Here is a 25,480-nt window from a genome sequence, read left to right as displayed (position 1 = left end):
TTGACGCGTTGTCGAAGGGATAAAGCCATGCCGCGCACATGTGCCATCATCGGCGGAGGAATTGCGGGCCTAGCGGCCGGAATTGCAATGCGTAAGGCCGGCTTTGCTGTGACAGTTTATGAGCGGGCACCCGCGATTGTGCCAATGGGCGCGGCCCTGTCGATCTGGGGCAATGCGATGGCGGGGCTCGACGGGCTGGGATGCGGCGATGCCGTGCGCGCACGAGCAGCGCAAATCAGGAAAGTATCCCTAGGCCGTAAAGATGGCCGGATGCTGATGGGTCCCATGGATGTATCGACAAGCGACTCTTTTCTACCGACGCGGGCCCTGTTGCAGCAAATTCTGCTCGATCACCTTGGACCCGAGAATGTCAGGCTCGATGCGGCAGTTGCCGATGCAAACCTCCACGATGGCAAAGCCGCGGTTGAACTGGAAGACGGAACGATCGCTTCGGCCGATATCCTGATTGCAGCCGATGGAATTCATTCGCGGATCGGCAAAGTTCTGTCAGGCATCGAACCGCAATTTGCTGGCTATGTCGGTGCGTTGGGTCTCTGCAACACGCCGCAGCAACCTTTGCCGTCCGGTTTTGCGCGGGAATTTTGGGGCGACGATGACCGCTTTGGCGTTTTCGATGCAGGGCAGGGCATGCGGTACTGGTTCTATATGCGAAGCGCCGGAAGAGCAGCCGATGTTGCGGAAATGACTTTGCCGAAAATCACAGAATGCGCAGCACAGTGGCCCGATCCCGTCGCGAGCACCTTGGCCGCCGCACAGGAATGTATACCTGTCGCGATCCACGCCAAACCGCCACCCAAGGTCCTGGGCAATGGCCGCATCATCTGCATTGGGGATGCGGCGCATCCGATGCAGCCGAACCAAGGTCAGGGCGCGTGCCAGAGCATCGAGGATGCTTGGGCGCTTGCTGTGCTGGCACAGCGCTTGCCACCGGAACAAATCCTTCCGGCGCTGGAACATCAGCGCCTCAAACGGGTGCGTAGCTATGTCCGGGAATCGGCCTTGATGGGCCAGGCGGCGCATATGCCGAACCGCTTTGTCCGCGCTGCGGTCCTCGGCAGTTTCGCGCTGACACCGCGATGGGCGCAAGAGCGGCAATTGCTAAGCAGATTGGTGGTACCGGTCTATCACTGAGCGGTGAGTAATTTCGCCCATGGTTTTGCTGCGGGATGATCTGAGCCCAGCGGGTCCCATTGCTGCGCCATAATTGCCCGCGCTTCGCTTTCTTCCATTCCTCCCTCGCGGTGGAGCAGGTAGAAAAGCGCCGAGACGCGGTAATTCATGATGCAATGGACGTGAACCGGGCCGGTGGACGCAGCCATTGCCTCGCGAAACCGCGCGTAATGTTCTGCCGAGGGGGCATCGAACGGTATCGGGATATGGGTGTAGCGGATGCCAATCGCGGCGAGCAGTTCCGCTTCGCCTGCCAAGGCCTCTTCATGATCATCCAGCGCGAGATTGATGACGTGATGCACGCCCAGCTTTGCCAGGCGGGCGGGATCGCCGGGATCAAGTTTGCCCGATGTCGTGATGGAGCCCGAAAGGCGCTGCCAACCCCGAATATCGTCAGGGTCGCCAGCGCCTGCGGACATTAAACCAGCGCGTCTTTCTTCACCGTGATCACTTGCGGATAGGTGAATTCGAGCAGGCCTTCCTTGCCATATTCGGCGCCGAAGCCTGATTGCTTGTGGCCGCCAAACGGGGCGAAGGGGCTCAGGTGGAGGAATTCGTTGATCCACACGGTGCCGGTTTCAAGCTGTTCGGCAATCGCCACGCCTTTGTCGGTGTCTTTGGTCCAGACCGCGCCTGCAAGCCCGTATTCGGAATTGTTTGCGCGCGCGATCACTTCTTCTTCAGTGCTGAATTTCATCAGCGGCATGACCGGACCGAATTGTTCCTCTGCCACGATCCGCGCGTCTTCGGGCGGATTGTCCATGATGGTGATCGGCACGTAATAGCCCGTGCCCGAAGGATCGACATCGCCGCCTGTCAGGAATTTGTAGCCATTGTCCTTGGCATCCTGGATCAGTTCGCACACGCGGTCGAACTGCTTCTTGTTCTGGATCGGGCCGACGCCGGTGCCTTGCTGCGATCCGTCGCCCACGGTCACGCCTTCGGCGACTTTGGCGATGGCGGCGGAAAGATCGTCATAAATGTCTTCGTGGATATAGATGCGCTTGGCCGCGACGCAGATCTGCCCCGCATTGGAGAAGCTGGACCAGAACAATTGTTCGGCGACTTTTTCTACATCGGCATCGGGCAGTACGATCGAGGCGTCATTGCCGCCCAGTTCGAGCGTGATCCGCTTGAGATCCTTTGATGCGCCTTCCATGATTTTCTTGCCGGTCGCGGTGGAGCCGGTGAAGGTGATTTTGTCGATATCTTCGTGGCCGGTGATCAACGGGCCGAGCGAGTCTTCGCCGGTGATGATATTGACCACGCCTGCAGGTACGATGTCTTTCACCAATTCGGCCACGCGCAAAGTCGCCAGCGGCGTAAAAGGCGAAGGCTTGAGCACGATTGTGCAGCCGCTCAGCAGAGCGGGCGCGATTTTCTGCATCGCCATCATCACGGGGAAATTCCACGGCACAATGCCGCCGACCACGCCCACCGGCACGCGGCGGGTGCGGCTGAGGCGCTGGTCGCTATCTTCATTGATTTCGTCTTCGAGCGTCAGCGTCGATTGCGCCGCCATCATTCCGGCCGCGCCGAAAATTTCGCCCTTGGCTTGTTCGTGCGGCTTGCCTTGTTCGCTGGTCAGCAGGCGGAACAGTTCGTCGGCGTTTTCCTTGATCGCACCGGACATGGCCTGAATTACCGCGCGGCGTTCCTCGATCGAGGTCTTGGACCATGACTTGAAGGCTTTGCGCGCTGCCGCAACCGCGCGGTCCAGTTCTTCCTTGCCGCAAGAGGGGACCAGGCCGATCACTTCCTCGTTTGCGGGGTTGAGAACTTCCATCGTCGCATCAGTGCTGACGAGTTCGCCGTCGATCAGATTTTGATAATTCTTGCTCATAGAAGTCTCTCCGTATTTTCATGAAGAATCCGCCTCGCGGCGAATCGCATTAGTCTTTGCTCGCAACCTATCACGTGTCGGTTGCCGTCGTCAGGGGTATTTTGCCGTCAGCTATTGCCCTTTAACCAATCGAGCAGGATCGCATTGCATGCATCTGGTTTCTCCTGATGAAGAAAATGTCCGGCGCCCTGGACGCGTTCGAAGCGGAGACCGGCGCAGTGATCTTCGTCATGAAGCAGCTTCTCGAAAATTGCGGTGTCGACGCAGCCGTCTCGCGCGCCGGTCATCGCCAAGATCGGAACATGCAGTTTGAAATGCTGCTGCGCGGCTCCGGAAGCAGGCGGTTTCTTGCCGCCCAGTGCAGCGCGGTAATAGCCGAGCGACGCCTCAAGCACACCGGGTTGGCGCAGCGTTGCGATGACGCTGCCCATTTCCGCATGCGATGGTGTCCAGCCGGGGCTCCATTTGCGCCATAACCATTTGATGAAAGCGAAATCGCGCGCGCGGACTATACGTTCGGACAGGCCGCGCAGCTGGAAAAACAGCATATACCATGACAGCATCGCTTGCTTTGGATAGCGGCGCGCCTCCACGCCAAAGCGCGTGGGATGCGGAACCGCCATTGCCGCGGCGCTGCGGAATTTGTCGGGCGCAAAGGCGGCGGCGGAATAGGCGATGGCCGCGCCCCAATCATGGCCGACAATATGAACAGGATCACCGCCCAATTCCTCGACCCAGGCGACAACATCGGACACCAGCTCCTGCATCGAATAATCGCCGTCAGCGGGGATCGAGCCGGGCTCATAACCGCGCAATGTTACCGCGACCGCGCGATATCCGTTCTCTGCCAGAAACGGCAATTGCTGGCGGAACGATGTGGCATTGTCGGGAAAGCCGTGAAGGCACAGCACGGTTGGCCCGCTGCCCATAGCGGTTGCGCTAAAAGACAGCGGACCGTTGTGAAGCGTCAGCCGGACCGCATCCATAGGAGTGCGGGCAACCTTACCGTTCGCCTTCCAGCGCCTTGTCCTGATTGGCGCGGAAGATCACCCATTCGCGGATCGCGTCGATCTGTTCCTTGGAAAGCGATTCTGAAAAGCTCGCCATGCCGTTATCTTCCAGCGCGCCGTCATGGACGATGCTCTGCCAGGCTGCCGCATTGACTAATGCCCCGCTGCGGCGAAGATCGGGCAGAACGGTGGAGCCGACCGCACCCGGTGCGTGGCACACCGCGCAATAGCGGGCATAGCTTTTCCCGCCTGCGGCAATAACATCCGCCGATGCGCGGCTGGGTGGCGGATCGAGCGGAGTTTGCACCATCTCGGCCGCTGCCGGCAGCTGCGCTTTGCCGCCCAGTTTGAACACCAGCAAGCGGCTGACATTGCGAACGGGCGCTTTGCGTTTGAGCAGATCACCATCGACGGTAATCGCATAGGCGCCGCCCCAACCGGCCAGCACCGCGACATACTGTTCCCCATCGACTGTATAAGTGATCGGGGGGGCAACCACGCCGGTCTGTGCAGCGAAGCTCCACAGCTTGTCGCCCGTTGCCGCGTTATAGGCGTTGAATTCGCTGCCCGCAGTTCCCTGGAAAACCAGATTACCACCGGTCGCGAGCAAGCCGCCATTCCACGGGCCGGGATGTTCGACCGTCCAGCGCGGTTTCTTGGCCACCGGATCCCATGCGATCAATGTGCCTTTCAGAGTTCCGGCGATTTCGCGGCGCATACCCTCGTCCGGGGGAAGGTCGCCCGCCGCCAGATCAAAGCCAACGTTAAAGCCGCGCTTGGGATCGGGCTTCCAGTTCTCTTCGGGGGCATAGGCCATCGCCGCTTCGAATGCAGGGATATAGACCAGCCCTTCGCCAGGGTGGAACGCCATAGGATGCCAGTTATGACCGCCCAGCGCGCCGGGCGCGACAATTGCGGGTTTGCCGGTCACGTCGATCCGCGTTTCGGGATTTTCGATCGGGCGGCCATTCTCGTCAATGCCGGTCGCCCAATTGACCGGAACATAGGCATCGCCGCTGATGAACTCGCCCGTTTCGCGGTCGAGCACATAGAAGAATCCGTTCTTCGGCGCCTGCATCAGCACTTTGCGCTGCGCCCCGTCGATTTCCAGATCGGCCAGCATGATGTGCTGCGTCGCGGTGAAATCCCATGTTTCGCCCGGGGTCGTCTGGTAATGCCAGACATATTCGCCCGTTTCCGGCTTCACCGCGATAATGCTGGAGAGGTAGAGATTGTCACCTTCGCCGGTGCCATCTTCGCCCGGGCTGCGATAGGCGCGGTTCCACGGGCTGCCATTGCCGACACCGATATAGAGCATGTCGAGCCCGGCATCATAGGCCATTGCGTCCCACACGGTGCCGCCGCCGCCAATGCCGCTTTCGCTGCCCAGCACACCGCCGGACCATGTCTTCGCTGCTGCTTGCAGATATTCGGCAGAATTTTCATCCTCGTCACCCGCAGGCACGGTGTAGAAGCGCCACAGCTCTTCGCCGCTGCCCGCATCGAAGGCCGCGAAATTGCCGCGCACGCCGAATTCCGCGCCGCCGCTGCCGATAAAGACCTTGCCATCAACAATGCGCGGCGCGCCGGTGATGGTGTAGCTTTTCTCCTGATCGACGGTGACTTTCTCCCACTCGACGGCGCCCGTCTCGCGGTCCAGCTTCACCAGCCGCCCGTCCAGCGTGCCCAGGAACAGATGATCGCCCCATGCCGCAACCCCGCGATTGACCACATCGCAGCATGCCTTCACGCCGGTTTCGCCGGGAACTTCGGGGTCATATTCCCACAGCAGTTCGCCCGTCGCTGCGTTGTATGCCTTCACCTTGCTCCACGCAGTGGTGACATAGAGCTTGCCATCCATCACCAGCGGGGTCGCTTCCTGCCCGCGCGCGGTGTCCATATCGGCAAACCATGTCAGCCCCAGATCGCCGACCGTTTCGGCGTTGACCTGATCAAGGGGGCTATAGCGTTGCTCCTCATAATTGCGGCCATAGGTGATCCAGTTTGCATCGTCGGACTGCGCCGCCAGCAGGCGTTCGGCGCTGATGCCGGTTTCGCTCATGTCATCGGCTGACTGGCCACAAGCGGACAATGCCAAAGTCGCCGCCGCTGCAAATATGAGTTTGTTCATCAATGCCCTCTCCCAAGGATTGTCTGCGCCGAACGCTTTTCGGTCGCTGTTTGAAACTGTGTTGCCGCAACTTTGCGCGCGAGTCCATTCCCTTGCACAAACCGCCGCCGCGCCGCATGATATGCACAAAGGAGACGATGCATGTGCGATGATTTCACTCTGGAACAAGAAGAGGCCGCGCTAAAGCGGATGCAGCTAAGCCGCCGCGAATTTGCCGCGCGGGCAGGGGCGTTGGGCGGGGTCGCTGCGGTTGCTGCCTGCGCGCCCACCGATGGCAGTCTCGCCGCCCCGCCAGAGGGAACAACCGTGGGCAAGATGGTCGAATTCTCGGCCGAAGATGGCACGGTTGACGCGTTTTTCGTCCATCCGGCATCGGGCAAGCATCCCGGTGTGATCCTGTGGCCCGATATTGCCGGGCTGCGCGAAGCCTATGAAATCATGGCCACCCGGCTGGCAGAGGCGGGTTATGCCGTGCTCGCGATGAACCAATATTACCGCAGCGCCAAAGCGCCCGTGCTCGGCAGTTTCATGGAATGGCGCACCGATGAAGGCCGCGCAAAACTGCGCCCGATGATCGATCAATTGGGCTCGCGCGCGGTGATGCGCGATGCGAAGGCCGCGGTGGCGTTTCTCGATGCGCAGGAAGTGGTCGATACATCGCGCGGGATCGGCAGCAACGGTTACTGCATGGGGGGCCCGTTCACCGTCTATTCGACCGCGGCTGTTCCAGACCGCGTCAAAGCCGCCGCCAGCTTCCACGGAGGCGGTTTGGTGCGCGAAGACGAGGACAGCCCGCACAAGCTGATGCAGAAAACGCAGGCGAGCTACCTGTTCGCTGTCGCCGAAAATGATGACGAACGCAGCCCCGACGACAAGGTGGAACTGCGCAAAGCATCCGATGCCTCAGGCCGCCCGGCAGAAATCGAAGTCTACCCCGCCGCGCATGGCTGGTGCACGATAGACTCGCCGGTTTATGACAAAGCCGAGGCAGATCGGGCGTGGGAGCGGATGCTGGTGTTGTTTTGGGGGCTTTAACCACCCCCTTCGTCATTCCCGCGAAAGCGGGAATCTAGGGTAACGAAGCATGGATTTCGCGCTCAGCATTTCGGTCTAGCTCAAGAGTTGTGGTTCAATATCTGAACTGCCTGAGCATTTCTGCCGCGCAGTACGTTCCCCTTCCGCTTTCGGTTACCGCCCGGTTTAGAGAAATCCGATTTTGCGTGAGCAAGCTTTTGGTGTTGGCGGTTTGGTAAACGCAGGCCTTGATTGGTCACTATGACGCCAGTGACGTCCGCAGGCTTATCGATGATCCGACGGCTTTTCGATTCTTTGATCTGCAACCCGTGCTTGTGAATCTGTTGCCTTATTCGCCATAACGTATTGCCTAGGACCCTATCTCCGGAGATTGTTAAATCATCGAGGTAAAGCGTGAAATTGTTACCGGCGTTTGATGTAATCGTATAGATGGCGTCCCACATCTCCGCGTAAGCCCAATAGGATAGAATTGGACTGGAGGACGATCCTTGTGGAAGAGAGCCATTGTCGCAGCAAAGCCGCGCTAGCAAGGTGGAAACGTCAATAGAGCATTTCATTCTGTGCCTGAAGAACGCGAGCACTTTCTCTTCTTTACAAGAAGGATAGAAGCTCTCGATATCCAATAGGGAGAACGCTCGAGCTCCTTGGTGGGAGGCCGCATTCGTGACATAGGTCTTGGCAGGCACCGGTGCATGAACATAGTCAGGTGTTTGAACACATGCGAGCAAGTAAGCAATTCGGCTCTGCGTTTTGTCTAAGCCTTCGTGCGGACGGCAGAGGGGACGCATTGAGCCATCTGCTTTTTGCTCTTCCCAATACTCGTAATGCGGCACGGATTTGTCGGCCATCCCTCTCAGCGCGGTCAGAGAAGTAAAGAGAAGGGAGGCAAGCCTTTTCTTACTTTGGAGTTTGTAGAATGGACTGGCTTCGAGAGGATAGAATTTCTTGGCTTTTCGTCGCCAGGGTTTCTTAGTTTTGCTCACCTTCTAGCTCCTCTTCTCCGTCAACATCGAGCAGCATGAGGAGCGCTATGATCTTTTTAGCTATAACGCCTTTTGCTCGGTCAAGGTGACCGGAGACGTTTCTTCTATCGTCTAGCGCTTCGGCGAAAAATACCAGCGAGCTGACTGGTACGTCGAACGCATTAGCGTACCTGCTTAGCAAATCCAGAGAGGGTGTACGGTTTCCGCCTTCCAATTCTGACACGTAGGAGCGAGATACACCCAGCTTCGTTGCCAAAGCAGACTGGTTTAATCCTTGATGGCGCCGAAGCAGTCTTAGTGCCTGTCCAAACATAACTTTCTCCGGTGTAATTGAGAACGGCGCCCTACAGAGGTGGTCTGAAACTAGAGCCCAAGAGGATATCTAGAACCTTCCACAGCCGCGGCATCCATATAAGGATGCCCCGAAACACCGCTCCCAGAAATTTTGACCACTTGGGTTTCTTCTCTGGAGGTGGATGCTTCTTCGGACGCCGCTCCGGCAGGTTGGTATTTAGATTCGAATGTTTCATCGAAAATTCCTTTCAAAAGACGCAGTTGGCGGAATTGCCAAAAGCGTGTCTTTCCTTTCGAAAGGAAACGGATGCCGGTAATTTCACTCGCATACACAGGACCACAAAAGTCTTTGTTGTGGTCCTGGCTCGCCGCGCTTCTCGTCTTCGCTGTAGTCGCGATGACCTTGAGCCGGTCAAAGGTTAAAAGCACTACTGCTTTCACGGGTGAGACGTTAAATCTCCTCCAATCTGTAAAGACCTTCTTCTCGCCACTCACCATGAGTGCCAACCAATAAACAAAATAGTGAAGGTCAGGCTACATGTCAACACAATGTCACTAAAAGTGAACAAATTTTTTGGCAGACGTAGGTCGTGAAGTTCAATCTCTGAGGGCTGGCTGAGCCGGATCACCGCAAGGCCGACGTCCTCAAGCACCAAGTTGAAAGGTTGGCTTCAACTCTGGTCTCTGTGCCAACGCTTTCCTACACCACCAAAATCTGCCTTAACCTGCTCAATGGCAGACCACCTCCAACCACACCGCCGCCCCGCACGACCACCCGCATTCCATCCGGTCCCTTTGCGTGATCGCAAGGACGGTTGGGCACCCATCAAGCAGGCCGAATTTATCGGATATCTCGCCGAGACGCGTTCGGTTGCGAAGGCCGCGCGTTTGGTGGGGCGCTCGCGCGAGAGTGCCTATCGCCTGCGCCGCAAGCCGGGGGCGGAGGGGTTTGCGGCGGCGTGGGATATTGTCATGGGGCGGCGCTTTGCCAGCGATATGACGGCGGTTGTGCGCGCCGCACGGAAAGTCACACCCGGGCTGCTGTGGGAGCATGCTTTGTCGGGCAAGGTAAAGCCAGTCATGCGCAGCGGCACCTTTCGCACTGTCACCAAAAAACCGGATAATTCAGCGCTTTTGCAGCATCTCGCGCAGCTGGACCGCACCTGCGCGCGGATCGAAGAGGAGGAGCGGGGGCGCGAAAGGTCACACTATTAAAATGGCGGTTTGGTGTAACGGGTTGCTTGTTGAGTCCCTCAGTCGCCGGAGTCCCTTGTTTGGCCTCAAGAGCCGGCGTTCGCGTCCGCTCACTTGGCTTTCCTCGCTCCCGCTCCCTATCGGTCGCTTCGCTGCGGGCGGGCCGCTTGGCCCTATGGCTACCGCGACCAAGAACCGGTGCAATACTGATGGCTTGGAATGGTCCGGTCTGCCAACGGACGGACCGCAAGCGCGACCGCGCGCCGCCGTTAGGCGTAGCCAAGCGACGCGGACGCGTCGCGCCCGGCGTCTGAGGCCCCCCAAACAAGAGCACCTTCCCCCTCTTCCCACCGCACTACCTAACCGCTACTCTGCCTGCCAAGAGCCAATACAGGGGAATGTCACATGATCGAGTCCATCTTACTCTTATTGCTGGTTGTGCTGATTGTTGCGGTGCTGTTTTCCACCGTGCGCGTGGTCAAGCAGGGCTATGTCTATACGATCGAACGGCTGGGTAAGTTTACCAAAGCGGCCGAGCCGGGGCTGCACATCCTGATCCCCTTCATCGACCGGATCGGTCACAAGATTAACGTGATGGAGCAGGTGCTCGACATTCCCGGCCAGGAAATCATCACCAAGGATAACGCCATGGTCGGCGTCGATGCGGTGGTGTTCTTCCAGGTGCTTGAGGCGGACAAAGCGGCTTACGAGGTTTCCAATCTCTATGGCGCGATCATGGCGCTGACCACAACCAACCTCAGGACGGTGATGGGCTCGATGGATTTGGATGAAACATTGTCCAAACGCGACGAGATCAACGCCCGCCTGCTGAGCGTGGTCGATCATGCGACTTCGCCTTGGGGTGTCAAAATCACCCGCGTGGAGATCAAGGATATCCGCCCGCCAATCGATATTTCCGAAGCAATGGCGCGGCAGATGAAGGCCGAACGTCTCAAGCGTGCAGAAATCCTCGAGGCCGAAGGCGATCGCGCATCCAACATTCTGCGTGCAGAAGGTGACAAACAAAGCGCCATCCTGACGGCGGAAGGTAAGAAAGAGGCTGCATTCCGCGACGCAGAAGCACGCGAACGTCTCGCCGAAGCCGAAGCCAAAGCGACACAGATGGTTTCCGACGCGATTGCCGAAAGCGGTAATGCGGCGATCAATTACTTCGTGGCGCAGGAATATACCAAAGCAGTGGGCAAATTCGCGACCAGCCCCAACGCCAAGACAATCCTGTTCCCCGTAGAAGCAACGCAGCTGATCGGCTCGCTCGGCGGGATCGGCGAATTGGTCAAAGATGCGGTCACCGGTGACCATCCCGGCAGCGCGCCACCGCCGGCGAGCGGCAAAGCTGCACGGTCGAGCGTTCCGCGTTCCACCCCGCGGAGCAGCAGCTGATGGAATGGTTCCAGGGACTCGATGCGGCGTGGGCCTGGCTGGCCATCGGGATAGCGCTGGCCGCGCTGGAGCTGGTCTTGCCGGGCATCTATCTGATCTGGCTCGCGCTGGCCGCGCTGATCACCGGCGCGCTCACCGCGGTTCTCGATCTGGGCACGGCAGTGCAAGTGCTCAACTTCTTCTTCCTGTCGCTGATCATCGCATTTTCGGCCAAGCGTTTCCTGCGCGACCGGCCGATTGAAAGCGAGAATCCTACGCTCAACCATCGCGGCATCCAGATGATCGGGCAAACGGTCAAAGTCGCGCAGGCGATCAAGGATGGCGAAGGCCGCGTAACCGTGGGCGACAGCGAATGGATCGCGCATGGTCCCGATGCAAAGGTTGGTGAGCGCGTGCGGATTGTTGACGCCAAAGGCGCGATGGTGACGGTCGAACCGGTCTAAGCCTGCGTAGTTTTAGTGTGACGTTTTCGCTTCGCTGTTGAAGCGGCCATATTTGCGGTATTGGACCATCCACCGGTCGAGAAACAGGCCCAGCGGTTTGGGCTCGATGCCAAGCTGTTTGAGGCCCGGATAGTCGCCCGATGGAACATTGCCCGCTTTGAGCAGGATCCACTGGTCTCGGCCCATCGGCGTCAGCGGCAATGCGGCGAAAATCGCAGAGGCAAAGTCGGGAGTTTCGATCAGCAAAGGATCGCGGCCCTGCGCTTTGGCGATGCGTCGATGCAAATCGAGCATGGTGATCGCTTCCGGCCCGCCAATTTCAAAGATCTTGCCGCCATGTTTTGCAGGGTTTGCCAGCGCAGCAATCACCGCATCTGCTGCATCATCGACCCACAGCATCTGCAGCGGCGATTGCGGCGCGAAAACGGGCAGGGCGGGGAAGGTAGAGATCAAGCCGGCGAGCATGTTGATGAACTGGTCATCATCGCCAAACAGCATCGAAGGACGAATGATGCTGGCCTTGGGGAATGCGGCCAGCACTTCATTTTCCGATAGCGCCTTTGCCCGCGCATACTCTGCGTCCGATTCTGCATCTGCGCCAATCGCGCTGATATGCACCATCGCCGCAGCGCCCGCATCTTTGGCCGCCCGCGCCACATTGCCCGCGCCTTCGCCGATCAGCTCAACCAGATCGCCTTTGAACCCGCCGACAAGATTGATCACGAGATCGGCGCCCTGCATCACAGCCGCAACATCCCGCTCATTGCGGATATCGCAGCGCGCGAATTGCAATTGGCCCAGATCGGCCAGGGGTTTCAAAGTAAAGGCCCGCTCCGGGTTGCGGCTGGCAATCCGCAGCCGCGCGCCGCGTTCGAGCAATGCCTGCGCAATACGCGATCCCAGAAAGCCGCTGCCTCCTGTCATCACTACCAATTTGCCTTCAATGATGTCGGTCTTTGCCATGGTTGGGGCCTATTTCGAAGCGAGGTTGGAAATCGCGATCGCCATGCCCCAATGCGCGTTGCGCTGCAACTGCTTCGGTGCAGCCGCAGAAATTGCGCAGCGCCAAGGCGCAATTCCGTTGACAGAGCCACCACCGCCCCGCTATCGGCCCGCTCCTACCGCAAGCGATGGCACGTCCACGCTTGCCGATGTGCCCAGATGGCGAAATTGGTAGACGCGCATGCTTCAGGTGCATGTACTCGCAAGGGTGTGGAGGTTCGAGTCCTCTTCTGGGCACCATTTGTTCTTCTCTTGTTCTCCCAGATAATCTATAAAACCCGCAGAAACCCTAGGGATTCCGCCCTTCGGTAGTTCCGGATCGTCCTGTTTGTTCTCGGGGGTTCCAGACATTTTTGCGGGCCTTTTGCGGGCCTTTGCGAAAACCACATTGGGAAAAGGCCCGCAAATGCCTCTGACCGAAACACGGCTCCGCGCCCTCAAGACGAAAGACAAGCCTTACAAGGTCGCTGACCAGCGAGGCCTTTACATCGAAGTAACGCCGGCAGGCAGTAAGCTGTGGCGTTTCCGATACCGGCTCGGCAAAGTTGAGAAGAAGCTTGCGATCGGCAGCTATCCCGAAGTCAGCCTGAAGGAGGCGCGAGACGTGACCTTCGAGGCGCGCCAGGCTGTCGCTTCAGGGGGCGACCCGGCTTTCGAGAAGCGCAAGCGGAGGATCCGCGAGGAGTTTCTCTCCGCTCAGACATTCGAGGCAGTTGCTCGCGAATATATCGAACAGATGATGGTGCAGAATGGCCGCGCTGAAGGCACGATCATCAAAGCCAACTATTTTCTCGATCAGCTCGCACCGGCCATCGGAAACCGGCCTATCCATGAGATCGAGCCGTTTGAAGTGCTGGCTCCTCTCAAGCGGCTTGAAGCCACTGGTAAGCACGAGACTGCCAAGAAGTGCCGGTCGTTTGCGGGTCGGGTATTTCGATATGGTGTTGCGACAACTCGCTGCAAATCCGATCCAACCAGCATGCTGAAAGGCGCACTCATAACGCCGAAAGCCACTCACTATGCTGCCATCCTGGAGCCCAAGGAGCTGGGCGGCCTGCTTCGGGCAATCGATGATTACACCGGCTACATGGTGACCAAGTTCGCGTTGCAGATCGCACCACATGTATTTGTGCGACCTGGCGAGCTCAGGCATGCCGAGTGGCGCGAGATCGACCTCGTCGATGGCGTCTGGAAGATCCCTGCTGGAAAAATGAAGGCACGCCGTGCGCATGCGGTGCCACTCTCAAGGCAGGTAGTTGGCTACCTCACTGACCTTGCCGAATTGCTCGGCTATGAAGGATACGTGTTCCCTTCGGCTCGCAGTTCAAAGCGTCCTATGAGCGAGAACACACTCAATGCCGCTTTTCGTCGCATGGGGTATTCCAAGGATGAAGTCACCGCTCACGGTTTGCGGGCGACGGCCTCGACGTTCCTGAACGAGTCAGGATTGTGGAACCCGGATGCCATCGAGCGCGCATTGGCCCACGGCGACAGCAATGCTGTGCGCGGCATCTATCACCGCGGCAAGCACTGGGATGAGCGGGTACGCATGGCGCAATGGTGGAGCGATTACCTTGATGAACTTCGTTCAGGAGGAAAGATCACAAAGGCCAAGTTTGCCCGGGGCTGAGATGAGAGAGCCTCTTCTAGTCAGCCAAAACAAGAACGGAGGCTCAATAGCAGCCCCAGCAAAGACACTGAAGCGAGGACGGCGAACTCAATCCTGAGACCCAGATTTCGAAGCCACCGCCGCACCGCTATGGAACCTCAGTTCGCGGTACTTTTGCGCATAAGCTGATCGAAGCGGTCGCCGATCGCCTTCCAGGTTTCTACACCTGCTTCATCGCCCTCAAAGGTCAGCCGTTCCACTTGCTTTGCGATGTAGGCAGGCCCAGCTTCGCCATGATTCTTTTCTACCCATAATGCGGCAGCCCACCGTTCCTGATCGCGGTTCAGCACCATGGCTCACGTCTTCCGGTCCACGTCCTGGCCAACCCTTCGCTGACCAGTTGATCGCCTAGTGACCGGCCATTTCGCGTCACGACACGCAATTTGCGACCGTACTGGTCCTCATCCCGATTTCCGATGGTGCGAAGCTCAAACGGCCCGGCATTAAGCAAGTCGACCAATCGGCGTGTCGCCCGCATTCCGAGCTCGTACTCGTAGTCACACCGAGGCTGGCCGATTTCTGGAGTGTCGATATCGGCGATACGGATCTTGGTTCCATCGAGCCAGAAGGTATCCCCATCGACGACACATGTCCTTCTGACCCTGCCACAGATAGCAAACTGCGGAGAGCTCGCTTGTTGGAACAGGCCTTGGGGCTGCTGTCCAACGCTTGCGGGTCTCGCGTCTCCTGCCGGCCAGTTGAGCGCGAGCATCCCGGCCGCAAACACTATCGAGAATGCCCCTAAGCCCAACATGATCTCCTTACCCAGATTCCTGCGCTTCTTTGCCTTCAGCGCTTTGTGAAAGTCGAGCGGCTTTCTCGTTTCATCACGCATTGGCGTAGTCCGATTTCATTACGGTATGCACCAGCAGATAATAGTCAGAAATCATACGATTTCATCAATGGTATGACCCGATTGCAGACCATCTGGATAGCACCGTCCGGACGTATTGCGGTGTCTCACCATTTCTTGGGATGCCGCGGGCGCGGGAAACCGCACCAGGACCAGCATTATAGGCGGCCAATGCGAGATGGACCGCTTCGAAGCGTTTCAACATATCGCGCAGGTAGCGCGCGCCGCCGTCGATGGAGGCGATAGGGTCATGCCTATTCTTAACTCCCAGTTCGCGCGCAGTGGCTGGCATCAGTTGGGCAAGTCCGGCGGCGCCGGCCGGACTTACCGCCATGGGATTGAAGCGGGACTCGGCCCAGATCAGCGCGCGAAGCAAGTTTGGTGGAAGGCCATACCGGCGCTCAGCTTTGGCGATAGCTCCCATATAAAGTCCTTCCCTGTAGGAGATACTCGTCTTTTTTCGGGTATGCACCGCCGGAAAGTACTGCCTGACGGTCTCAGCCTGGCTCTCGATTTCCGGTTGGTGGATCGCGTGTTCGAAGAGGGCGAACTCCTGGGCACTGACAGGTTGAAAGGACGCCACGATCAAGCCCGCAAAGGCGATAGTTGTTCTCACAAAACGATTGGGGGCGGTCATCTCGTTCTTTGCTCCATTGCTTCGAATCGAAAAAGAACATAAAAAGAACCCACACCTGTAGGAAAGCGGTATTTGCTGGCCTTCGGGAGAGGAGAGGAAGCCTGTCGAGGGGGCCACTTCGCAAGCTGAGGAGCTCGCATGTCCCTGTCTGCCAACACTCTTCCCAACCCGTCCCTTGCCGAAACTGCTCGCCGCATTTGCGAATCCCGGGGTGGCAAATGGTCAGGAACAAAAGGGATGGCTTGCTGCCCCGCACACGAAGACCGCACACCTTCGCTTGGCGTGACGCTCGGCCGGAAGGCTATCCTCTTCCATTGTTTTGCGGGCTGCGATCAGCAGAGCGTGCTTTCCGCTCTGGCCCGCGAAGGTTTCGAGGTGGCCAGATTTTTCTCGGGTTCTTCGGCCGAGGATCAGCTAGAGCCAACAAGGGTATGCAAACCCTCGGCAGCAGCGTTGAGGATTTGGTGCGAAGCGCAACCATTGGGTGGCAGTCCGGCGAAGGCCTACCTTGAGAACCGCGGCATCCTCGCCGCATCTCCGGCGCTCCGCTTTCATCCGCGAACGCCGCTTGGTCCGAAAGGACGCACCCGCTTCTTGCCGGCTATGATTGCGGCGGTCAGCCTCGACGAGGGGCCGATCGCGATCCACCGCACATTTTTGTCCACCGAGGCTGCAACCAAGGCCACCTTCGACAAGCCAAAGCGCGCGCTCGGAGCACTCGGTGAAGCTGCTGTACGCCTCTTCGCTCCGGCCTCTGGCAAGCTCGGCCTTGCCGAGGGCATCGAGAGCGCGATGTCGGCTTATGCTCTCACCGGTGTCCCCGTCTGGGCGACCCTCGGGAATGAGCGCTTCGGCCTCGTCAGTGTGCCCGAGAGCGTGACCGAGCTTCATCTCTTCGTCGATCACGATGCTGGCGGCGAGCTGGCCGCGTCGCGTGGCCTGACCGCTTATGCCTGCGAAGGGCGGACGATCCACGTTCGCAAACCATCCTCACGCGACACCGACTGGAACGACGAACTCACGACATGGCTGCGCCGCAAGGCGGCGACATAGAGGAGAGAGGGCTTCTCGAATTCCTGATCCGGCAGAAGGCGTGTCCCGATGCCTTCATCAGGAGGACGAATTGCCATGTTTCAATCAGACCTGTTTCCCGCCGGCGAGCAGATGCCGTCGAAGTCTCTCGCCTTCGCTATCGGCACCAAGATTGCCGAGCTTCTCGCTTCGGGACGTCATCTTGCCCGCGCCGACATTTCCGGGCTGTTCGCCGACAAGACCGGCGCCCTGGACTGGGGAAGCGCCTGGACCATCAATGACTACAACAACGCGGTCGAGATCGGCGCACTGCTCTGGCTTCGGGAGTCCTCATGCATCGATCTGGCAACAAGCGTGCACGAAGCCGACGCGCGGTTCGACTGGCTCGAAGCAGCCTTGCCGCCCAGGCATGTACGCAGCGAGGCGCAGGTCGAGCTCCAGCAGTTCTCGACCCCGCCAATGCTGACTTGGCTAATGGCAAAGGCCGCAGCTGTCTGCGCGCAAGACACACTCCTCGAACCATCCGCCGGCAATGGTGCGCTTGCCCTATGGGGCAGCATCCGGAAGGCCTCATTGGTCCTCAACGAGATCGATCCGGCAAGACGAGACGCCCTCGGCCACATCTTCCCCGCAGCCACGATCACTGCGCATGACGGGGAACTGATTGCCGACCTGCTCCGCAGTCCTGTTCCGTCGGTCATGCTGATGAACCCACCATTCGCCCGCAGCCAGGAACGCGGCAAGGACGGCGAGACGGCGCAGCGCCACCTGCGCAGCGCGATCCGGGCCGCTGCTGCTGGAGCGAGGATTGTCGCAATCATGCCCGAAGGCTTCGACGCCTCCACCTTCGCCAAGGAACAGGACGAAGCATCGCTGCTCCTCGATGTTCGCCTAAAGCAGATGTTTCGCCGGACAGGCACGGGAATTGCCGTTCGCCTGGTTGTGTTCGACAAGACGCCGACTGCGTCCTCGCCTGTGATCACCGGAGATACTGCCGACCTCATCTCGCTCCACGAACTTGTCACTGAGCTACCGCCACGAGCGCGAATCTCCGTCAGCCTCCATCGCCTGCCAGTCGGAAAGCCAGTGCGCCTCGTTGGCAAGACTTCGACCCAACGCACGCCGGTCCGGCCGTTGGCGCCTTTCGCAGCGACATCAACAGCCACAGCGAATGCGATCGACCTTGCCTATTCGGTCCTCGCCGAACCCGCGCCGGTGCCGGAACAGACAGGCATCTATCTCCCTTATCGGCCCAGCCGCATCGCTTTCGAAGGCGCGCCGGTTCATCCCACCCCACTCGTGGAATCGGTCGCCATGGGGTCGGTTGCGGCTCCGCAACCGAACGTTAGCCTGGGTCTCCCCGCAAATTGGCAGGCCAATGGCCTCTTGTCCGAAGCACAATGCGAGACATTGGTCTACTCTGCCCAGGCATTCGCACGCGACCTCCCGGGTCAATTCAAGGTCAGCCAGGAAGGCACCTCGCTTGAGCTTGCCAACGACGGCAACGCCTACCGCCAAGGCTTCTTCCTCGGCGACGGGACCGGAGCGGGCAAGGGACGGCAGATCGCAGCGGTTATCATGGATCGCTGGCTCGCCGGCGAGCGTCGCCATATCTGGATCACCAAGAATGAGGCGCTGCTCGAAGATGCACGCCGGGACTGGGAAGCACTCGGCGGTCTGCCGCTCGATCTCCAGCCGCTCTCGCGCTGGAAACTCGACCAGCCCGTAGCGATGTCCGAAGGCATTCTCTTCGTAACCTATCCGACTCTGCGCTCGGGACGCGCCGAGGATACGCGGCTCAACCAGATCCTTGCCTGGGCGGGTGAGGATTACGATGGCGTGATCGCCTGCGACGAAGCCCACGCCATGGCCAATGCGCTTGGGGGCTCATCAACCCGCGGCAAGGTCAAGGGCTCTGAACAGGGGATGGCGGGCCTCAGGCTGCAAAACCATCTCCCGCGCGCCCGCGTGCTCTACGCGTCTGCCACTGGCGCTTCGGATATCGCCAACCTCGGTTACACCTCACGGCTTGGCCTGTGGGGACCCGAGACCGCCTTTCCGACCCACGAGGCTTTTATGACCGAGATCCGCGCCGGCGGCGTCGCGGCGATGGAGCTTGTCGCCCGCGACCTAAAGGCTCAGGGACTCTACCTTGCCCGTGCGCTGTCCTTCGCCGGGGTCGAGTACGACATCCTGGAACATAGCCTGACCGAAGCACAGGTACGGATCTACGATGCCTATGCCGATGCCTGGGCGATCATTCACCGCAACCTCGAAGCTGCTCTCGAAGCAACCCGCGTGGTCGACGAGGACAGCGGCGATACGCTCAATCGCAACGCCAAGGCGGCAGCGCACTCGATCTTCGAAGGCACCAAGCAACGCTTCTTTGCCCAGCTCCTGCTTTCGATGAAACTGCCGAGCCTGATCCCCGCGATGGAAGCAGCGCTTGTCGAGGAGCACTCGGTTGTCGTTCAGCTGGTCTCGACTGCCGAGGCCATGCTCGACCGGCGCCTTGCCGACCTCTCTGACGAAGAACGCGAAGCGCTCGATATCGATCTGTCCCCGCGTGAATACGTCATCGACTACCTTACGAAGAGCTTCCCGGTACGCCTGATGCAGGTCTTCGCCGACGAGGACGGCAATCTTCGTTCCGAGGCGATGAGCGACGAGGAGGGCAATCCCGTTTTCTGCCCGCGCGCCATTGCCGCGCGCGATGCGCTGATCGAGCAGCTCTGCGCGCTGCCGCCCATCGCCACTGCACTCGACGCGATCATCGAGCACTTCGGGACCGAGGCCGTGTCCGAGGTCACGGGTCGGACCCGCAGGCTGGTCCTTGGCCGCGATGGTCAGCAGCGCCTCGAACGGCGCAGCCCAAGCGCTAATGTCGCCGAAGCGCAAAGCTTCATGGAAGGGACCAAGCGCATCCTGGTCTTCTCGGATGCGGGCGGGACAGGGCGTTCCTACCATGCCGACCTCGGCTGTCGGAACCAGCAACGCCGGGTCCATTTCCTGCTCGAGCCGGGCTGGCGCGCCGACAACGCGATCCAGGGTCTCGGTCGTACCAACCGCACCAACCAGGCCTCGGCACCGCTATTTCGGCCGGTAACCACCGACGTGAAGGGCGAGCGCCGGTTTATATCGACCATTGCGCGAAGGCTCGACGCATTGGGCGCGCTTACGCGCGGCCAGCGCCAGACCGGCGGACAGAACCTGTTCGACCCGGCAGACAATCTCGAAAGCGACTATGCGCGCGACGCGCTCAGCCGATGGTTCCAGCTGCTCTATGACGGCAAGCTCGAAGCCACGAGCTTCGGCAACTTCGTCGAGCGCACCGGCCTCCGGCTTGAAAACCCCGATGGGGGGCTGACCGACAATCTCCCCACCATCCAGCGCTGGCTGAACCGCATTCTTGCGTTGCCGATCGCGCTCCAGAACGCCATATTTGAGGAATATCTCGGCCTTGTCGAAGCGCGGATCGAAGCCGCGTGTGAAGCCGGGACGCTCGACCAGGGACTGGAAACCGTGAGGGTCGATCGCTTCACGGTCCTTGCCGATGAACTCCTACGCACCGACCCTGTCACCGGAGCCGAAACCCGCCTCGTCTCGCTCGAAGTGACGAGGCACCTTCGACCTCTGCGATTGCAGCGCCTGGTGCGGATGCACGAGATTGGAAGCACGCACGCGATCCCGATGCGCAATGCGCGCTCGGGCAAGGTCGCACTGTCGGTTCCAGCTCGGCGTCTGATCGCCGACGACGGGGCCGTGATAGAACGCCGGCGCCTGCTGCGCCCGCTCAAGTCTGCAAACTGGACGCTTGAGGCACTCGCTGAAAGCCATTGGGAAGAAATTGGCGTTACCGCATTCACGACGGCCTGGCGTGCCGAGGAAGAGGAAGCGGCCAAGTCACCGGTGACCGAGCGCGTCCATCTTGCCACCGGATTGCTGCTCCCGGTCTGGAAGCGCCTGCCCGGCGATCATGTCCGCGTCACCCGGCTCGTTGCCGAGGACGGCCAGTCGATCATCGGCCGCGAAGTGCTCGATGTCGATCTCGCCGCAATCGCCGAGACCTTTGGCCTTTCCGGAGTTGCCGGACCATCGGCTGAGCAGATCGGCGAGCTCGTCATCGCCAGCGGCAAGCCGCTGGGCCTCGCAAGCCACGATGCCTTGACCGTCAAGCGATCACTGGTCGGCGGCGAGCAGCGCCTTGAACTGACCGGTTTCTCGCCGGATCGCCTCGACTGGTACAAGGGCAAGGGCTGCTTCACCGAGATCATCCGTTACCGCACGCGGCTGTTCGTGCCAGTCTCCGCAGCCTCGTCCGTTCTTCCCACGCTTGCCGCCTGATCGCTCGGGCCGACCCCAACTCAGAATGAGAGTGGAGGGAGCCCTTTGGGCTTGTGGGCCTCGTGATCCTCACCTGCGCCTTCATTCCATCAGGAGAACACCCATGATCCAGTCAATTCCCTTGAAGAAGCTCGTCCCGAGCCCGCGAAACGTTCGCAAGTCTAGCGACGTGCTGGCCGACCTCCAGCTACGGGCAGACATCGCTGCGCGCGGACTGCTGCAGAATCTCGTCGTGCGCAAAGGAAAGCGCGGCAAGTTCGAGGTCGAGGCCGGAGGTCGCCGTCTCGCCGCGCTGCAGGCGCTGGCCGAAGAGGGCACTTTACCCGAAAGCCATGAGGTCACCTGCCTCGTCATCGAAGGCGACGAAAGCGAAGTGCGAGAAGCCAGCCTTGCCGAGAACTTCCAGCGTCTCGCAATGAACCCGGCCGACGAGGCACAGGCCTTCGCCTCCATCATCGAGGCAGGGGCTACCACGGAAGACGTGGCGCGCCGCTTCGGCCTCACCGTCCGGTTCGTCGAAGGGCGCCTGCGTTTGGCAAGTCTCGCACCCTGCGTCTTCGAAGCACTCGCCGAGGGCACGATCACGCTCGACATGGCCAAGGCCTATGGCGCGATTTCCGACGTGGAGCGCCAGGCGCATGTCTATGCCGAGCTGCAGGACGCCTGGTACCAGATCACGCCTGATACGATTCGCCGTATGGTGCTCGATGCAACTGTTCGTGGCTCCGATCCGCGAGCGGTTCTCGTCGGACGCGATGCCTATCTGGCGGCAGGCGGCCGGATCGAGCGCGAACTGTTCGACGACGATGCCAGCGAGAGCTGGATCGATATCGCCCTGCTCGAAGACCTGGCGCACAAGGCCATGGAAGAAGCCGCAGAAAAGGCCGTGCTCGAATATGGCCTTGCCTGGGTGCGCCCGACGCTTGGCAACTACGTCAGCCATGACCTCGTCGAAGGTCTCGGCCGTCTGCCATGCGAGCCTGCGCCTATGACCGAACAGGAAGCAAAGGAACTTGGCGAGCTCGAGGCCGACTACGACCGCGTCGCCGCCGTGCTCGAAGACGAAGACAGCGACGAGGACGAAGTCGCCAAGGCCGAACAGGAACTCGTGGTGATCGACCGCGCCATGCGCGCGCTCAATGACCGGCCGCCGGTTCTAGCCGACGAGCTGAGAGGCGAAGCTGGCGCCTTCCTCGTCCTCTCGCGCAATGGTGAACCGACATTGGTCCCGCAGTTCTTTACCGAGACCGAAGTCATCGCTGAGGAAGGTGTCGTCGAAGCAGTCGAGGAGAGTGGAACGGCGAAGCCCAAGGGGAGCTCGCTGTCCCAGCGCCTGCTCGACGAACTGGCCATGCAGCGCCGCGACATCCTGGCAATCCATCTCGCCAGCGACCCGGAACTGGCGCTCGACTTCATGGTCTTCACGCTCGCCGATGCCGATGGCCATGACTGGCGCGCCAGGAAAGCGTCGACTCTTGTCGGATCGGTGGCGTCTGGACCGGTTACCGGCTTCGAAGCCAAGGATGCACCGGCAAGCGCTGCACTGGCCGAGTTCGCGGGGGCGCTCGATGAAAGCTGGCGTGCTGGCGAGAGCGATGTCGAGCGGTTTGCCAAGTTCCGGGCACTCTCAGACGAGGCGCGCTCGGCATGGCTTGGCCATGTCGTCTCGCGCACACTTGTCGCCAGCCTGGCCTGTGAAGGCGAGCGCTCGGTGCCTTTGCACGAGGCGCTAGGCTCATTGCTCGAAATCGAGACCGCTCATTGGTGGCGTCCCACGGCGGCCAACTACTTCGACCGCGTGCCCAAGGCCCGCACGCTCGAGGCACTCGATGCCGCTGGTGGTCCGGAACTGGTCAGTCGCTATGCCGCATCGAAGAAGGCTGAGCTTGCGAGCGCTGCCGAACGCATCTTCTCGGGCAACTTCATTGGCGAGCCCGAGGTCAAGGAACGGGCGCAGGCTTGGGTTCCGCCGATCATGCGTTTCGCCGGTGCCGAGCAGTTCGCACCCGTTGCCGTTGAAGGTGGCGAGCCGGTCAGCGATGCCGCGACTGACGAAATTGCCGAGCAGGCTGCCTGACCCCTCCTGACAGGTCCAGGTCACTCGGCGGGCGGTCCGTCCCAATCGGGACGGGCCGCCTTTTTCAAGTCAAATTTTGGGGCGATAGCTGAATGTCTGGTTCTTAGCCGCGTCTTGGGTTAGTGGATCATGATGCGCGCAAGCCTTCAATGAACTCCACAACACCAGAAGGAAGTCCAAGCCGGTTTGCAGCCGCGTAAGCCCGTTGCGGGTCATAGTCGAAGTCTGTGATTGGAATGGCCTGCCTCCCCATTTCCTCTGTTAGGTCACCGAAACGCCTGATCCACAAAGTCTTTTCATCCTGCGAAAGCTCAAGCGGAGTGTTCTTCAAAAACATCAGCGACGTTACCAAAGTCACCTCGTCGAAACGATCTCGTAGGTCAGCTTTGCTCAGTTCAGCGAGATAAGGGTTTCGCTTGTACTCAGTACGCCAACGCTCGTGGCGCGGTGCAGATTCCGGGATGTGATCGATCGTAGTATAGTCCGGCGGATGATCACCAGCTTCGAAATAGTGACCGGAACTCCACAGGCCCCAACGATGCTGAATGATCGACAGAACATCAGACTTCCATTGGTCTGTATAAACCGATGGACCTTCAACTAGCGTGATGGGGAATGTCACTTTGTCCTCTATCACCGTCGCATGGCGCTCAGTGAAATAGATGACTCCGTCCACGCCTGAGAAGCTCGGTTTGCCCCCACGCTTGCTGCGCACTGCATGCCAAAGAACGTAAGCGACAGTTTCCGGATCGTATATCTCATGGTCTTCGTTGACCAAGATCAAAACTCGAACTTGGCTTTTGCGCGGGAATGCTTTTGCATGCGCCTTCAGTTGTCGATTGGCTTTTTTGAGAGGGTTTAAGATACCTCTTCCCACACGCTCCATGACTTGTTGGCCAACTGTTTCTGGATCATGCGTATTGTCGATGAATGATTGCATTGGAGCCGACCCCAAGAATATCGGCCAATCGGGCTTGGACCTTAGCTCCTCAAGAAGATTATCGATCCGCTCACTCCCATCATCTTCTAATGATTTGATCTCAATTGCTAAAAGCCCCCGGAGACAAACGTAGTCTGCTTTCCGCTCTTCTGAGCCTTGAATATCGTCAAGTGGCACACCAGCAAGGCGCTCGATAATGAACTTCTCGATCCGTGGTGACAATGGTTCGACAGGACCAGTTCGCTCAATTCGCATCCTCTACTTATGAGGGAAGTACAAGAGCGTTCAAGTTCACTTCTATTGGTCCCATAATCTGAACTTGCTGTCTGCTTTCGGGGTCACAGGTTTTCCTGGCAAATGTCTGGGTCTGGATCGCATAACTGTCATCATTGAAGGAGAGAGGAGGCAGCTTTGCCCTTCCTGAGCCGGGACATGTCCGTCCCGGTCATCAGGAGAACTCCCATGACCAAGTCCCGTGGCACTGCTTCGACTTCGCCAGCGCAGCGCATCACCGCTGCTATCATCGAAAAACTCGAGCAAGGCACAAAACCTTGGGTCAAGCCGTGGCGCGGTGTGCCGGTTTCACGTCCGTTGCGTTCCTGCGGAACGCCCTATCGCGGCATGAACACCTTCTGGTTGTGGATGGTGGCCGATAGCTGTGGCTATGCATCGCCGTACTGGATGACATACCGCCAGTGTCAGGCGCTCGGCGGACAGGTCCGCAAGGGCGAAAAGTCGACCATCGCAATCTTCTACAAGAGCTACACCAAGGAGGTCGAGAACGCCGAAGGCGAGGCCGACACCGAGAACCGGCGCGTGCTCAAGGCCTATGCCGTGTTCAATGCCGACCAGTGCGACGGCCTTCCCGACTTCTACCATCCGGAGCCACTGGTTACCGCGCTGGAGCCCGATGGACGAGAAGATCGCCTTGATACCTTCTTTGCTCATGTCGGCGCTGACCTGCGCCACCATGGCGCGCAGGCATACTATGAGCCGTTGCGCGACCGGGTCACCATGCCGCCAGCCGAACTCTTCGAAGCCTACGACCACTATTACGCGACGCTTGCACACGAGCTTTCGCACTGGACGGGGCATTCCTCGCGCCTCGATCGCGATCTCAAGAACCGGTTTGGCAGCGAGGCCTATGCTGCCGAAGAACTGATCGCCGAACTGTCCTCGGCCATTCTCGGGGCCGAGCTGGGCCTTCCAGTCACCCACCTCGACCATCACGCCAGCTACATCGCGTCCTGGCTCAAGATCCTAAAATCAGACGAGCGCGCGATCCTGACGGCTGCAGCAAAGGCCGAGGAAGCGGCAAGCCTGTTGCTCGAACTGGGTGGCCAACAATCTAGCGAAGGCGAGACCGACATCGATCTTGCCGATGCAGCCTGAGGATTTGTG

Annotated in this window: 22 protein-coding genes and 1 tRNA gene; 11 read left to right on the top strand and 12 right to left on the bottom strand. The window is 59.6% G+C overall.

Translation table 11 applies throughout. The annotated features are described in order from the left end of the window. The first annotated feature begins 27 nt into the window (after positions 1–27). Entirely contained in the window at positions 28–1,152 is a 1,125-nt protein-coding gene (locus GRI41_RS09730; RefSeq protein ID WP_160604827.1) for an FAD-dependent monooxygenase, read from the top strand. On the opposite strand, the gene GRI41_RS09725 is transcribed toward GRI41_RS09730, so the two are convergent. The 4 genes from GRI41_RS09725 to GRI41_RS09710 form a co-directional block, all read right to left on the bottom strand. Beyond that, positions 1,146–1,610 (bottom strand): protein tyrosine phosphatase family protein, encoded by a 465-nt coding sequence (locus GRI41_RS09725; protein ID WP_160604826.1) that lies wholly within the window; start codon positions 1,608–1,610, stop codon positions 1,146–1,148. The genes GRI41_RS09730 and GRI41_RS09725 overlap by 7 nt on opposite strands. After that, positions 1,610–3,034 carry an aldehyde dehydrogenase family protein gene (locus GRI41_RS09720; RefSeq protein WP_160604825.1) on the bottom strand — a complete coding sequence of 475 codons (1,425 nt, stop codon included), beginning with the start codon at positions 3,032–3,034 and terminating at the stop codon, positions 1,610–1,612. The genes GRI41_RS09725 and GRI41_RS09720 overlap by 1 nt, the downstream gene beginning before the upstream one ends. A 107-nt stretch (positions 3,035–3,141) precedes the next feature. Beyond that, positions 3,142–4,020, bottom strand: a complete 879-nt coding sequence (locus GRI41_RS09715; protein WP_160604824.1) for an alpha/beta fold hydrolase — start codon at positions 4,018–4,020, stop codon at positions 3,142–3,144. A gap of 16 nt (positions 4,021–4,036) precedes the next feature. Next, on the bottom strand, positions 4,037–6,175 hold the full coding sequence (locus tag GRI41_RS09710; RefSeq protein WP_407985554.1) for a PQQ-dependent dehydrogenase, methanol/ethanol family: 2,139 nt from the start codon (positions 6,173–6,175) through the stop codon (positions 4,037–4,039). A gap of 141 nt (positions 6,176–6,316) precedes the next feature. Between GRI41_RS09710 and GRI41_RS09705 the strand changes: the two genes are divergently transcribed. Next, entirely contained in the window at positions 6,317–7,210 is an 894-nt protein-coding gene (locus tag GRI41_RS09705) for a dienelactone hydrolase family protein (protein WP_160604823.1), read from the top strand. 80 nt (positions 7,211–7,290) lie between these two features. On the opposite strand, the gene GRI41_RS09700 is transcribed toward GRI41_RS09705, so the two are convergent. From GRI41_RS09700 to GRI41_RS09690, 3 genes are read right to left on the bottom strand one after another with little or no spacing between them, the layout of a single operon-like run. Then, a complete protein-coding gene (locus tag GRI41_RS09700) occupies positions 7,291–8,193 on the bottom strand; it encodes a reverse transcriptase family protein (protein ID WP_160604822.1) in 903 nt (300 codons plus the stop codon). Beyond that, positions 8,180–8,506: a helix-turn-helix domain-containing protein gene (locus GRI41_RS14515; protein WP_160604821.1), complete on the bottom strand. Its 327-nt coding sequence runs from the start codon at positions 8,504–8,506 to the stop codon at positions 8,180–8,182. Before GRI41_RS14515 ends, GRI41_RS09700 begins: the two co-directional genes overlap by 14 nt. Before the next feature lie 50 nt (positions 8,507–8,556). Continuing rightward, positions 8,557–8,928, bottom strand: a complete 372-nt coding sequence (locus GRI41_RS09690) for a hypothetical protein (protein WP_160604820.1) — start codon at positions 8,926–8,928, stop codon at positions 8,557–8,559. Positions 8,929–9,219: 291 nt separating this feature from the next. On the opposite strand from GRI41_RS09690, the gene GRI41_RS09685 reads away from it, so the two are divergent. The 3 genes from GRI41_RS09685 (at position 9,220) to GRI41_RS09675 (ending at position 11,525) form a co-directional block, all read left to right on the top strand. Beyond that, entirely contained in the window at positions 9,220–9,702 is a 483-nt protein-coding gene (locus GRI41_RS09685) for a helix-turn-helix domain-containing protein (protein WP_160604819.1), read from the top strand. Between the two features lie 384 nt (positions 9,703–10,086). Further along, on the top strand, positions 10,087–11,082 hold the full coding sequence (locus tag GRI41_RS09680; protein ID WP_160604818.1) for an SPFH domain-containing protein: 996 nt from the start codon (positions 10,087–10,089) through the stop codon (positions 11,080–11,082). Then, positions 11,082–11,525, top strand: a complete 444-nt coding sequence (locus tag GRI41_RS09675) for an NfeD family protein (RefSeq protein WP_160604817.1) — start codon at positions 11,082–11,084, stop codon at positions 11,523–11,525. The genes GRI41_RS09680 and GRI41_RS09675 overlap by 1 nt, the downstream gene beginning before the upstream one ends. Positions 11,526–11,537: 12 nt before the next feature. Here the strand turns inward: GRI41_RS09675 and GRI41_RS09670 are convergent, their stop codons facing one another. Further along, positions 11,538–12,488: an SDR family NAD(P)-dependent oxidoreductase gene (locus GRI41_RS09670; protein ID WP_160604816.1), complete on the bottom strand. Its 951-nt coding sequence runs from the start codon at positions 12,486–12,488 to the stop codon at positions 11,538–11,540. A 192-nt stretch (positions 12,489–12,680) separates the two neighbouring features. On the opposite strand from GRI41_RS09670, the gene GRI41_RS09665 reads away from it, so the two are divergent. Both GRI41_RS09665 and GRI41_RS09660 read left to right on the top strand, forming a co-directional pair. Next, positions 12,681–12,767: transfer RNA gene (locus tag GRI41_RS09665), tRNA-Leu, on the top strand. 166 nt (positions 12,768–12,933) lie between these two features. Beyond that, entirely contained in the window at positions 12,934–14,157 is a 1,224-nt protein-coding gene (locus tag GRI41_RS09660; RefSeq protein WP_160604815.1) for a tyrosine-type recombinase/integrase, read from the top strand. A gap of 137 nt (positions 14,158–14,294) precedes the next feature. Here GRI41_RS09660 and GRI41_RS09655 read toward each other — a convergent pair whose 3' ends face one another. From GRI41_RS09655 to GRI41_RS09645, 3 genes are all read right to left on the bottom strand, one after another. Continuing rightward, positions 14,295–14,489, bottom strand: a complete 195-nt coding sequence (locus GRI41_RS09655; RefSeq protein ID WP_160604814.1) for a DUF6961 family protein — start codon at positions 14,487–14,489, stop codon at positions 14,295–14,297. After that, positions 14,480–15,031: a thermonuclease family protein gene (locus GRI41_RS09650; protein WP_235901188.1), complete on the bottom strand. Its 552-nt coding sequence runs from the start codon at positions 15,029–15,031 to the stop codon at positions 14,480–14,482. The genes GRI41_RS09655 and GRI41_RS09650 overlap by 10 nt, the downstream gene beginning before the upstream one ends. A gap of 64 nt (positions 15,032–15,095) precedes the next feature. After that, positions 15,096–15,686: a lytic transglycosylase domain-containing protein gene (locus tag GRI41_RS09645; protein ID WP_160604813.1), complete on the bottom strand. Its 591-nt coding sequence runs from the start codon at positions 15,684–15,686 to the stop codon at positions 15,096–15,098. A 138-nt stretch (positions 15,687–15,824) separates the two neighbouring features. Between GRI41_RS09645 and GRI41_RS09640 the strand changes: the two genes are divergently transcribed. The 3 genes from GRI41_RS09640 (at position 15,825) to GRI41_RS09630 (ending at position 23,139) form a co-directional block, all read left to right on the top strand. Continuing rightward, positions 15,825–16,739 (top strand): DUF7146 domain-containing protein, encoded by a 915-nt coding sequence (locus GRI41_RS09640; RefSeq protein WP_160604812.1) that lies wholly within the window; start codon positions 15,825–15,827, stop codon positions 16,737–16,739. A 75-nt stretch (positions 16,740–16,814) separates the two neighbouring features. Beyond that, positions 16,815–21,062: a strawberry notch family protein gene (locus tag GRI41_RS09635; RefSeq protein WP_160604811.1), complete on the top strand. Its 4,248-nt coding sequence runs from the start codon at positions 16,815–16,817 to the stop codon at positions 21,060–21,062. A 103-nt stretch (positions 21,063–21,165) separates the two neighbouring features. Beyond that, positions 21,166–23,139: a ParB/RepB/Spo0J family partition protein gene (locus GRI41_RS09630; RefSeq protein WP_160604810.1), complete on the top strand. Its 1,974-nt coding sequence runs from the start codon at positions 21,166–21,168 to the stop codon at positions 23,137–23,139. Between the two features lie 127 nt (positions 23,140–23,266). Here GRI41_RS09630 and GRI41_RS09625 read toward each other — a convergent pair whose 3' ends face one another. After that, complete coding sequence (locus GRI41_RS09625; RefSeq protein ID WP_160604809.1) at positions 23,267–24,301, bottom strand: hypothetical protein; 1,035 nt, start codon at positions 24,299–24,301, stop codon at positions 23,267–23,269. A gap of 240 nt (positions 24,302–24,541) precedes the next feature. On the opposite strand from GRI41_RS09625, the gene GRI41_RS09620 reads away from it, so the two are divergent. Further along, positions 24,542–25,471, top strand: coding sequence for an ArdC family protein (locus GRI41_RS09620; protein WP_160604808.1), 930 nt, complete (start codon positions 24,542–24,544; stop codon positions 25,469–25,471). Positions 25,472–25,480 lie beyond the last annotated feature (9 nt).

Source organism: Pontixanthobacter aquaemixtae (assembly GCF_009827395.1).
Classification (GTDB): Bacteria; Pseudomonadota; Alphaproteobacteria; order Sphingomonadales; family Sphingomonadaceae; genus Pontixanthobacter; species Pontixanthobacter aquaemixtae.
The sequence above is the reverse complement of the archived record's forward strand: the minus strand, read 5'-3'. Positions and strand labels throughout refer to the sequence as shown.